At 47.4% G+C, this 11,896-nt stretch carries 8 protein-coding genes and 1 pseudogene; all 9 read left to right on the top strand.

Annotation, left to right across the window (positions count from 1 at the left end; translation table 11 throughout):
- Positions 1-147: 147 nt before the first annotated feature.
- Positions 148-1,515 carry an MFS transporter gene (locus BW947_RS09945; protein WP_076499121.1) on the top strand — a complete coding sequence of 456 codons (1,368 nt, stop codon included), beginning with the start codon at positions 148-150 and terminating at the stop codon, positions 1,513-1,515.
- A 109-nt stretch (positions 1,516-1,624) separates the two neighbouring features.
- Complete coding sequence (gene ssb / locus BW947_RS09940; RefSeq protein ID WP_076499120.1) at positions 1,625-2,335, top strand: single-stranded DNA-binding protein; 711 nt, start codon at positions 1,625-1,627, stop codon at positions 2,333-2,335.
- Between the two features lie 1,280 nt (positions 2,336-3,615).
- Positions 3,616-4,104: an RNA polymerase sigma factor gene (locus tag BW947_RS18825; protein WP_208606971.1), complete on the top strand. Its 489-nt coding sequence runs from the start codon at positions 3,616-3,618 to the stop codon at positions 4,102-4,104.
- Entirely contained in the window at positions 4,104-4,682 is a 579-nt protein-coding gene (locus tag BW947_RS09925) for a hypothetical protein (RefSeq protein ID WP_076499116.1), read from the top strand. The genes BW947_RS18825 and BW947_RS09925 overlap by 1 nt, the downstream gene beginning before the upstream one ends.
- Before the next feature lies 1 nt (position 4,683).
- On the top strand, positions 4,684-8,097 hold the full coding sequence (locus tag BW947_RS09920) for a UvrD-helicase domain-containing protein (protein WP_076499115.1): 3,414 nt from the start codon (positions 4,684-4,686) through the stop codon (positions 8,095-8,097).
- A 62-nt stretch (positions 8,098-8,159) separates the two neighbouring features.
- On the top strand, positions 8,160-8,915 hold the full coding sequence (locus BW947_RS09915) for a multiubiquitin domain-containing protein (RefSeq protein WP_076499113.1): 756 nt from the start codon (positions 8,160-8,162) through the stop codon (positions 8,913-8,915).
- Positions 8,890-10,065: a ThiF family adenylyltransferase gene (locus tag BW947_RS09910; protein WP_076499112.1), complete on the top strand. Its 1,176-nt coding sequence runs from the start codon at positions 8,890-8,892 to the stop codon at positions 10,063-10,065. The genes BW947_RS09915 and BW947_RS09910 overlap by 26 nt, the downstream gene beginning before the upstream one ends.
- Positions 10,062-10,520, top strand: coding sequence for a ubiquitination-like system serine protease family protein (locus BW947_RS18885; RefSeq protein WP_076499110.1), 459 nt, complete (start codon positions 10,062-10,064; stop codon positions 10,518-10,520). Before BW947_RS09910 ends, BW947_RS18885 begins: the two co-directional genes overlap by 4 nt.
- Positions 10,521-10,768: 248 nt before the next feature.
- Positions 10,769-11,748, top strand: a pseudogene (locus BW947_RS09900) (IS5 family transposase).
- Positions 11,749-11,896 lie beyond the last annotated feature (148 nt).

Raw genomic sequence — 11,896 nt, 5'->3', positions numbered from 1 at the left:
AGCACGATTACGGATAATATAGGTCTGTGATTATCGGCAGAAAGCGAACGATATCAGTAGTGGGTTAAGCCACTATTTCCTTTTGAGCAAATCCTTTTGGGTGTGGTAACATGCGCCCCTTAAAAGACTTCAATCCAGGGCAAAATCATGGGTAACAACGGACTTTCGGGTACGGAAAAAAAAGTCGCGTTTTCTTTAGCCAGTGTATTCGGTTTACGCATGATGGGCTTGTTTATGATCATGCCCGTCTTTGCACTTTATGGTCAGCACCTCGAAGGCTTCTCGCCGCTGTGGGTGGGTATTGCCATCGGTGCCTATGGTCTGACTCAAGCTGTGTTGCAAATCCCCATGGGGATTTTATCTGACAAATATGGTCGCAAGCCGATAATCCTTATCGGCCTTGTGCTGTTTGCCATTGGTAGCTTGATAGCCGCCAATGCCGATTCGATTTATGGTGTGGTGTTTGGCCGCGCAGTGCAGGGCATGGGCGCGATTGCCGCCGCCGTATTAGCGCTGGCGGCAGATTTAACTCGCGATGAACAGCGTACTAAAGTCATGGCGATTATTGGTATGTGTATTGGCGCCTCTTTTGCGCTGTCCTTACTGGTTGGGCCGATTGTGGCGCAACATGTGGGTTTATCTGGTCTGTTTTACCTTACGGCTATTCTTGCTGTGTTGGGTATGTTGATTGTGCAGCTTTTAGTGCCGAATCCGATAAGCCATGCGCCTAAGGGCGACACGCTAGCTACGCCAGCTAGACTCAAGCGCATGTTAACCGATCCGCAGTTGTTTAGACTCGATGCGGGAATTTTTATCCTGCATTTAGTGTTAACTGCGGTATTTGTGGCTTTGCCGCTGGATCTTGTCGATGCCGGTTTAGTGAAAGAAAAACACTGGATGCTGTATTTTCCTGCTTTTGTGGGGGCGTTTTTCCTGATGGTGCCGTTAATCATCATCGGTGTTAAGCGTAAAAATACTAAGGCCATGTTCCAAATCGCCCTCGTGATCATGATAGTGGCATTACTGGCAATGGCCGCATTCGCTAGCAACCTTTGGGTATTGAGCTTTGCCGTTGTGCTATTTTTTACCGGCTTTAACTACTTAGAAGCTTCATTGCCCAGTTTAATTGCTAAATTCTGCCCTGTTGGCGAAAAAGGCTCGGCCATGGGTGTCTATTCCACCAGCCAGTTTTTAGGGGCTTTTTGTGGTGGTATGCTGGGCGGCGGCGCTTTCCAATTAGTGGGCGCGGTTGGGGTATTTATTGTGGCCGTGATCTTAATGTCTATCTGGTTATTCCTGACATTAGGCATGGAAAATCCTGTGCTGTTAAAGAGCTACACCTTAGAAGCTGAAGTCAAAGACAAGGCGCAGGCGCGGGATATGGCGGCGCAGTTATCGCAGTTGATGGGTGTGGTTGAAGCGATCGTCGTACTGGATGAAAAAGTCGCGTACTTAAAGGTTGATGAGCATTTCGATTTAAGAGAAGCACGAGCTGTGTTAGGCTCTGCTCAATAATATCTGGGTCTGCCGTGTGGTATTTGGGGAAGCTGATTTTCCTCTATGGCGACACATATAAACAACATACTGAATTAATAGATTATTTAAAGAATCGCAGGAGATTTCAATGGCCAGTCGTGGTGTTAACAAAGTAATTTTGGTTGGCAATTTGGGACAAGATCCAGAAGTGCGTTATATGCCAAACGGTAATGCCGTCGCTAACATCACAGTTGCGACCAGCGAATCGTGGAAAGACCAACAGGGTCAGCAGCAAGAACGTACAGAATGGCACCGTGTGGTTCTGTTCGGCAAATTAGCTGAAATTACAGGTGAATACCTACGTAAAGGTTCACAGGTTTACCTTGAAGGTAAACTGCAAACCCGTAAGTGGAAAGATCAAAGCGGTCAAGACCGTTACAGCACTGAAGTGGTTATTGATCAAAGCGGTAGCATGCAAATGTTAGGTAGCCGTGGTCAAGGTGGCCAAGCTCAAGGCGCGCCAATGGGTGGCGGCATGCCACAAAATGCAGGTTATCAGTCTGCACCACAACAAGCGGCACCTGCGCAAAATCAATATGCGCCAGCGCCTCAAGCTGCGCCTGCTTACCAAGCGCCAGCTCAGCAACAATATGCTGCGCCAGCACCTACCCAGCAGCAAGGTTATGGTCAACCGCAGTCCCAACCACCACAGCAGGGTGGTTATGCGCCTAAGCCACAAGCCGCTCCAGCGCCAGCTTATCAAGCACCGGCAGCACCAGCACAGCGCCCAGCACCGCAACCTCAGCAAAACTTCACTCCAGATTTGGATGATGGCTGGGATGATGATATCCCGTTCTGAATGACATAGAGTAATTATTGTTAAGTAATTCTTAATCTAGTCTGATTAACTGATTAGTTTTACAAGCTATAAATGAAAAATTAAGCCCTTTAAGTGTGTAAACATTTGAAGGGCTTTTTCGTTTTATGTGACTTTGTGTTTTTGTAAAATCGCATAATTTTAAAAGTTGTGAAGATAAAAGTTTGTAGCTACTCTTATTTTGTCAACAAGGGTGGTGCAATGAAAATAGAGCTAGTCACACACGAAACGGGCGAACAGATACCAATGATGCTGGTATGCCAGTTGTCTTATCTAATGAGTTTATTCTTGCCAGACGCTCCCTCAGTGCAAATACATTGGTTCGGAATTTAAGAGAGCTATCAGTGCTCTATCGCTGGCTCAGTGTAGTGGTCAGCGTTGATAAAGCCCCGTTAGAGGGAGTTGAACTGCCTTCTAATACTGAAACTGCTAAAATCCTCCGGCCGTTTGATAAAGATATTCCGCCTTCTGGGAGGGGGTAGAGCACCATGAATATTGAATGGGATGTTGTGCGGGGAAAAATAAAGTTTTTAGTTGTAATGTTTAGGCCTTACCAAAGTGTTAAGTCTATAACTCTACAATTCACTCTTAGGCGCTCTCGGGATACTGGATTGCCACAAAGTTGAGCACTATGACCGGCGTGATATCCAGAACAAAATTGTTGCCGAGCTAAATCCTATTGCTTCAGACAGGGTCGTCGAATGATGACGATTACAATCAAGCTGATTGTCTAAAATGGAGGGCAATACTTGAGCCGGTTCACCTCGTTCTCTTCAAAACTGAAAATGGACAACGGGATGAAGAACACACAGTGATGTAGTATTCATTAAAAACCCTAGGCTTACAAAAAAAGCTTCAATGCGGGATTAATTAGGATAATGTATTCTTGGATATAAAATTTCTTGGAATTGCTGTGCTAACTCTTAAAGCACAAAGCACTTTTTCTAAATGTAAGTAGTCAGATGGAGGTTGCATTGAACGTTCCTCTTCAAAAGAAAACTGAGGCTGGAGTGCTGTACACTCGTATACCTGTGATTGAATCCAGGTTAACGGAACTTAGCTCTCTTTCAGATAGAGATTTGGTAAAACTGTGTAAACAAAGTAGGGCACATCCGCAATACGTTCCCAGTGAATGCCTTCTTTACTTCGTTCGACGCTGCGTAACAACCCCATCCCTTTTTGAACAGCTCTTCACGGTTCTTTCCGAACGAATTCTTAGGAAACTTCCGAGGCCTGAATGCCAAGGTGGAAACACCATATCAATGACGAATAGCGATATCAGAGAGGGGGTGTATGATCGTTTCATTGAGATGCTTTTGATCGACAAAGCTGGTTACGAGGAGCGATTGGACATGTTCGAAGTGCGTTTTGACTTGGCTTTATCGAGATTAAAAACAGACGCTCAAAGGAAATCTTATCGGGCTGAGAATAGAAATACCGATTTGGGATTTGATGATGATTCAGCCGACCTTAATTCAGAAGTTGAGATTGCATCTGAGGGGTTTGATCCTTTTGAGGCAACAAATATCGATAACTATCTTTACCGTTGTAGGCTTGATGCAGCGATTGAGGCTCTACCTGGACTACAGAAAAGAATTATTGAAATGACCCGATTAGATATTCCAATAGACTCGATAGACCCAAATGAGGTGACTATTTCCAAAGCACTCAATAAGGCCGAAAAGACCATTCGTAATCAAAAAAAGAAGGCACTTGCAAGTCTTCGTATACTGCTTCAAGGGGACCTATAATGACAGGACTTTCACCTCAAGCATCCTTGGAAGAGGTACTAGAGTCATTCTCTATAGAGCATGATGTAGGTACAGCTACCTTGCAAAAATATCTTACTGCATATCCAGTATTTTATAATGAAATCATTGATCTATCTCGAGAAATGGCAAGAGCATTAGCGGAGGATGAGGAACCACTATCCGATTATGATCGCTGCTTGATCCGTTCGGCCGTCACACGCATCCAAAATGCTCCAGGAAAAACGATAATAGATCCATTCGCTGATCTGTCAGCTCAAAAAATGCGTGATATCTCCAAAGCACTAAACTTACCTCGACAGGTACTCATGGGATTTAGGGAACGAACTGTAGCTGTTGGATCAATTCCTCAGCGATTTTTGAGCAGATTAGCTGAACTGCTGCAAAGCAGTGTACAGCAGCTGACAACCTCACTTGAACAACCGCCCATGGAGGTTGCAGGAAGCTATAAGTCCGAAGGGAAACCGTGCAATGTCGAGAAGATTTCTTTCGAACAGACCCTTCGAGATGCTGATCTGTCTGAAGAGGATATCACTACCTTAATGGAAGAGGACATTTAACGTGCAAGCCGTGGAATTGGCCCGCGAGGCCGCTGCTGTTCTACATGATCAAGCTGTAGCTGCCGGACATGACCCATCGAAACCATACGAGTTTGCTGTTGCAGAGGCGGACAGAAGAGGCTTTGACGTAGAGAGCATAAAGAAAGGCTCACCTAGCCTCAGAGGCGCGCGAGCACGTTTCTTCCCAATGGAGAAGTTCATTCTCCACGAAAAATGCACAACCCTTTTTGAACAAGCGTTCCTAGTTGCCCATGAAATCGGTCACGCTGAACTTGGCGACGGCATTGAAGAGGATGACCAAGGTTATACTATAGACCCAACAAGAACCTCAGAAGCTTCTCCAATGGGGGTTGGGCGGGTTGTAGACTATAGTCGCAGGCAGCGTCGAGAGGTCCAAATGGATCTATTTGCGCGTGAGTTTCTGCTTCCCCGGCATGTAGTAAAAACGCTTTATCTGAATGGGATGAGTGCGTTAAGTATTGCAGAGAAGCTTGGTGCACCATTCGATGTGGTTGCGCAACAGATCTTTGATGCATTGTTACTACCCCCACCTTTACCTGAAGATACAGAGCCCGCGATTGAATACCCATTGAATGCAGAGCAGTATAAAGCAGCCGCCCATCGAGGCCCGGCCTTTCTGCTTGAGGCTGGGCCTGGTACGGGTAAGACTCAGACTCTAGTGGGACGGGTAAAAGGATTGCTTTCCGATGGCGTAGATCCACGAAAAATTCTTTTGCTGACGTTCTCTAACAAAGCTGCGGGAGAAATGGCTGAAAGGATCGCTCGCATTGACACGAAAGCTGCGGCTGCAATGTGGATTGGCACTTTCCACTCATTCGGCCTCGACCTGATTCGTCGATTTCACGACGAAATGAATTTGCCGCTCGACCCTCGACTGCTGGACCGGACGGAAGCAGTAGAACTGCTAGAACATGAGTTTCCTGTATTAGATCTGGTTCATTATCGCAATCTTTACGATCCAACCCGGATGATTGCTGACATCCTCACCGGCATTTCTCGTGCCAAGGACGAGGTAGTCGATGCAAATACTTACCTCGCGTTGGCACAGGCCATGCGCGATAGAGCTGTTGGTATTGAAGATATAGCAACGGCAGAAAAAGCCATTGAAGTCGCCAAAGTATACGGCACTTACGAAACCCTCAAAAGGCAGGCTCGATGCATTGACTTTGGGGACTTGGTTTCATTGCCAGTGACGCTTCTTGAAGAAAATGAAGCCATTCGATTTCACATCCAATCCACTTATGAGCACGTTCTAGTCGATGAATATCAGGATGTGAACCATAGTAGCGTACGACTGCTAAAAGCCCTTTGTGGCGATGGCGAAAACTTGTGGGTGGTTGGAGACGCTAAGCAGTCAATCTATCGCTTCAGAGGCGCTTCGTCATTCAACATGACTCGTTTTGGGAATGAGGATTTCCCAGGCGGGTTGCGATATCGTTTAAAAACGAACTACCGGTCCGTACCTGAAATAGTGTCGGCATTTTCAAATTTTGCGCTGAATATGGCTGTAGGGGATGCTGACAGTGGCTTAAATGCAGAACGGACAAGCGATGCCCAGAAACCTGAGCTACGTTGCGTAGATCAAGGATTTCTTCAAACGCCTTCTATTGCGGACGCGATAAAGGAGATGCAGAACTCCGGTTACAAATACAGTGATCAGGCAATCCTGTGCACAGGCAATGAGAAGCTTTCAGAAATCGGGCAACAACTCGAGCTCTTAGGCATCCCTGTGCTTTACTTGGGAAGTGTATTTGAGCGCCCCGAGATTAAGGATTGGCTGACACTGCTCTCCCTCTTAGTAGACCGTCGTGCAATGGGCTTAGTGCGAATAGCTTGCCTGCCTGAGTTTACAATGTCACTAGATGATGTTGGCAGTATTCTTACACATCTGCGTGAAGATGAAACCGGAAGTGACTGGAAAACCAAAATCGATGACTTCCAGATCTCAGACGATGGGCGCACAGCCTTAGTTCGGCTTGTCAAAACACTGAGCGGCTTTAGCGCAAATGACTCTCCCTGGAGCGTGCTGGCGACTGTACTTTTAGACAGGACGAGAATCGCGGCCCGTATGGCAATATCAACGGACCGCAATATCCGTTCCCAATGCATTGCAACTTGGCAGTTGCTCAATTTTTTACGAGCACAACCCTCCAGTGGTGAAGGGGTATTTATCACACGTACATTAGATCGTATCCGCCGTTTGGTTCGGCTAGGGGATGATCGCGATCTTCGGCAGCTTCCGGCGGCAGCACAAAGCATTGATGCCGTGCGCCTCATGACTATTCATGGAGCAAAGGGGCTCGAATTCCCTGTAATTCACGTACCCGGCATGAACGCGGACACTTTACCAGGTAATACGCAGAAGCAGATTTGCCCACCACCCAATGGGATGATTGCGGGGGGGGGATCCAACGCCAAGGAGCAATTTAATCTGGAGTATAAGGCGGAAAGAGAATGCTTATTCTACGTTGCCTTATCCAGAGCTGAAGATCGGGTATTTCTCTATACTACTACGCGAAACGCTGCTGGTAGCGCCCGAAAGTTATCCGACTTTTTAAACCGTATTGGACCCAGCTTGGTTCAAAATAACGTGAAACCTCTACATGCGGTAATCGAAAAACCCGAATCATTACCAGTGGACTGGGTTGTCAGCGGAGACCTAGTTCTAAGTGGTGCTCAGATTTCCCTATATGAGTCCTGCCCTCGCCGTTTCTTCTATACACACATTCTCCAAATCGGAGGACGACGTACTCCAACGCCATTCCTAAAGATGCACGATGCAGTTCGTAATGTATTCCAAGAGTTGGTCAACACCGCCCCCATAAAAATAACTGACATAGAAGACCGAGTCACGCAGGCATTTGCTGTCGAAGGCCTAGCTGAACACGGTTACGCCTCTGAATTTAAGTCACTGGCTATTGGTATGGTTAGTTATTTCGCTTCGATTAGGGAAGGCCACAGCTTTGAAGCAACTTGTGCCTTTACAATGAAGTTTGGGGAAACCGCTATCACCGTACAACCTGACGATGTATTGGTTTATCCAGATGGACGCAAAACATTTCGCCGGGTGAGAACAGGACATAAAAGAGATAAAGAAGAATTTGACTTAGGCGCGGCTGCCTTTGTACTCGCAGCACGACAGGCTTTTCCTGATGCAATAGTGGAGCTAGTACACCTTTCTGACCAAACAGTGACCCCAATCGTTCTGACCGCTAAGCAGTTGGATAATAGGCATAAAAAAATCCTTAACACCCTTGACTCAATAGCTAAAGGAGTCTTTCCAGCAGAATCATCATCTCGAGTATGCCCCTCCTGCCCGGCATTTTTTGTCTGCGGATTAACTCCAGCGGGTGTGTTTCAAAAAAATCTTAAAAAAATTTACCGGTCTGATTGACCTGCATCGATTTAGTAGTAGAGCCAGACACCGTCTGGCTAAACTCAAAAGGTGATGCAAAAATGAATACTGGAAATATATACGATATTGATGATGTTGGAGAAGCAATTCGCGAAGGACGTGCACTGCGTTCGGCACGTGCCTACCGCATCATGTTTGCACAAGAAAATCTAACTTTTCGCGCAATTGAGGTCAATGATCCTGTACCCCTTGGTCGTCAAATCCTTATTGCTGCAGGTTTACGTGCTAACGATGATTATAGCCTGTTTGCCATTTTGGAAACAGGGGATTTCGAAGACTTACGTCTTGATGAACCTTTCGATTTACGAGGTCGTGGCGCAGAGCGTTTCGTGGCCTTCCAGACCGATCGCGATTTCAAACTTACAATCAATGAGAGTCAAGTATCATGGGGCAAGCCCGCAATTTCAGGCTCCGCGTTATACGACCTCGCGAAACCCAGTGACGGAGATGCCGTTTTCATGGTTATTCGTGGCGGAAACGATCGCCAGATTGAACCAAACGAGGCCGTAGACCTTACCACCCATGGAGTTGAGCACTTCATCACTGCGCCAAAGCGCAAACCGAAGATTGACATCGTAGTTAATGGTCGCGAAGTCCAGGTATGTGATAGTCACCAAACTTTCGAGCAGTTAGTCGCTATCGCTTACCCAGGTGAAGCTCCAGCACCTGAGATTGTGTACTCAATTACATATCGCTGCGTGGCCTCAAAACCACATAGTGGTGAATTGGCCTCTGGTGGTTTTGTTGAAGTAAAAAATGGGAGCGTGATCAATGTCAGCCGCACCATTCAATCTTAATAGCGACCTTAAGCGCTTACGCGAGGAAGGATACTACGTACAAATCGTGGGTGGCTTCTTGGTGATGCGTGAAGTGCCGTATGTTAACGCGCAGTTAGAAATTAAGACAGGCACACTCATCTCAAGCCTTTGCATGTCTGGAAACGTAACTCAAAAGCCAGAACCGCACACGATTCACTTCGATGGAGACTATCCGTGTACATCCCAGGGTACACCTATCCAAGCTATTGCACATCAGAGCGTAGCGGTGGATCTGGGACATGGGTTGAGTGCTCAGCACATGTTCTCCAGTAAACCCGGGCCTGAGGGTTACAGCGATTATCACCAGAAGATGACGACGTACGCGACAATCATTTCTGGCCATGCAGCTAATCTCAGACCTGACGCTACTCCGCGTGTGTTTAAAAATCCCGACGATGAGGATGGCTGCGCATTTAACTATCTGGAAACTGCTTCAGACCGGGTGGGAATAGGGGCGTTGACCGCACGACTAGAAGGTCAGCGTATCGCTATTCTTGGTACTGGTGGAACAGGATCCTATGTGCTGGACCAGTTGGCGAAAACGCCAGTGAGCGAGATACGTCTCATCGACGGTGATGATTTTCTTCAACACAATGCTTTTCGTGCCCCTGGCGCACCGTCGATCGATATTCTCCGTGAGGTACCAAAGAAGGTGGATTACCTGGCGGGTATCTACAGTAAGATGCACCGCCATATCGTGCCACATGCGGTGCAGATGAACACAGATAACCTCCACCTTCTGGATGGAATCAACTTCGCTTTCCTTTGCATGGACGCAGGCGAGCCGAAGCGCCTAGCGGTACAGAAGCTAGAGGATATGGGAGCATCCTTCATAGACGTGGGAATGGGCCTCGAGCTGGTAAGCGGCTCGCTTGGTGGTATTCTCCGTGTGACGGCAAGTACTCCCAATAAGCGCGATCACATTCGTAAGCGCGTGTCTTTCGAAGGTGGGGGAGTAGAAAATCTTTACGCTTCAAATATCCAGGTCGCTGAACTAAATATGATGAACGCGGCACTTGCCGTAATTAAATGGAAGAAACTCCTCGGCTTTTATCGTGACCTAGAAAACGAACATCACTGTTCCTATACGACCGACGGCAATATGCTGCTGAATGGTGACTCGCTATGATTCGTCATAACCAGCTTACCCCCTGCTTTGTAAAGGGGGTACCGCGTATACTTGAACCTGGAATTTTGTACGTTTCAATGGAATACGGTACTGTGGTTCACAGTTGCTGCTGTGGCTGTGGCCTTGAAGTTGTGACGCCTCTGACCCCAACAGACTGGAGACTTACCTTTGATGGCGAAGCAATTTCGCTTTGGCCATCGGTCGGCAACTGGAATCTGCCCTGCCGCTCACACTATGTGATTCAGGGTAATCGAGTCATAGAGGCTGGGCCTTGGAACAAGGCTCAGATTGATGCGGAGAGGCGTCGCGACAAAGCTGCGAAGGCGAGCTACTACTCACAAGCTGAGTCGATTAGAGGTCCTGAAGAGTTGAAACAGAAGCCTATCAACGTCCTCGCAAGAATGATGGCCATTAAGGAAACCATTTGGGCTAAGTTGCGTCGATGGTTGGGTTAGGGCTTTAAAATTCATTCAGTTGCTAGGACTGTATACTCGGCACGTTTCGACTACCGTATTCGTTACGCAGTATAATTGTGTAATCTGTTGAAATATATAAACAAAAAGTCAATTATATTAAGTGGGTTAAAAATTTTGGACGAGTAATACGCCCCCAAAAATAGAAGCTGATCAACCTAGGGAAGGTACGAATAAGTCCGTGATATGAGATCATGATGTTCATCCGGAGCTGCACTCCAGGGGGCATCATGAGTCATCAACTCACCTTCGGCGACAGTGAATTCAGTAGTAAGCGTCGCCAGACTCGAAAAGAGATTTTCCTCTCCCGCATGGACCAATTGCTGCCGTGGCAAAACATGATGGATGTCATCGAGCCGGTTTACCCCAAAGCTGGTAATGGTCGTCGACCCTATCTGCTGGAAACCATGTTACGTATTCACTGTATGCAGCATTGGTACAACCTGAGCGATGGCGCGATGGAAGATGCTCTGTACGAAATCGCCTCCATGCGCCTGTTCACCAGGTTATCTCTGGATAAAGCCTTGCTGGACCGCACCACCATCATGAATTTCCTCCACCTGCTGGAGCAGCATCAGCTTGCCCGCCAATTATTCAAGACCATCAATCACTGGCTGGCCGAAGCCGGCGTCATGATGACCGAAGGCACCTTGGTCGATGTCACCATCATTGAGGCCCCCAGCTCTACCAAGAACAAACAGTAGCAACGCGATCCTGAAATGCATCAGACCAAGAAAGGCAATCAGTGGCACTTTGGCATGAAGGCCCACATTGGTGTCGATGCCAAGAATGGTCTGACTCACAGTCTGGCCACCACCGCAGCCAACGAGCATGATCTCAATCAGTTAGGCAACCTGTTGCATCGAGAAGAAAACTTGTCTCAGCCGATGCTGGATACCAAGGGGCACCCCAGCGCGAGGAGCTGGCCGAAGTGGACGTGGACTGGCTGATCGCTGAGCGTCCTGGAAAAGTAAGAACCTTGAAACAGCATCCGCGTAAGAACAAGGTGGCCATCAATATCGAATACATGAAAGCCAGCATCCGGACCAAAGTAGAATACCCTTTTCGCATCATCAAGCGGCAGTTCGGCTTTGTGAAGGCCAGATACAAGGGGCTGCTGAAAAACGATAACCAGTTGGCGATGTTATTCACCATGGCCAACCTGTTTCGGGTGGACCAGATGATTAGTCAGTGGGAGAGATCTCACTAAAAACCGGGGAAGCGCCTGAAATGGCGAATAAACGGCCAAAATAGGCTGGTTCGAGGCGTGTGTGGGAGAAAAAGTCAGTTCAGACACGAGAAATTTTAGCCAACGAATCAGTTGGGAAGACATAACCCGCTTATTCACACCATCCCTA

The organism is Shewanella morhuae (genome assembly GCF_900156405.1).
Lineage (GTDB): Bacteria > Pseudomonadota > Gammaproteobacteria > Enterobacterales > Shewanellaceae > Shewanella > Shewanella morhuae.
The sequence above is the reverse complement of the archived record's forward strand: the minus strand, read 5'-3'. Positions and strand labels throughout refer to the sequence as shown.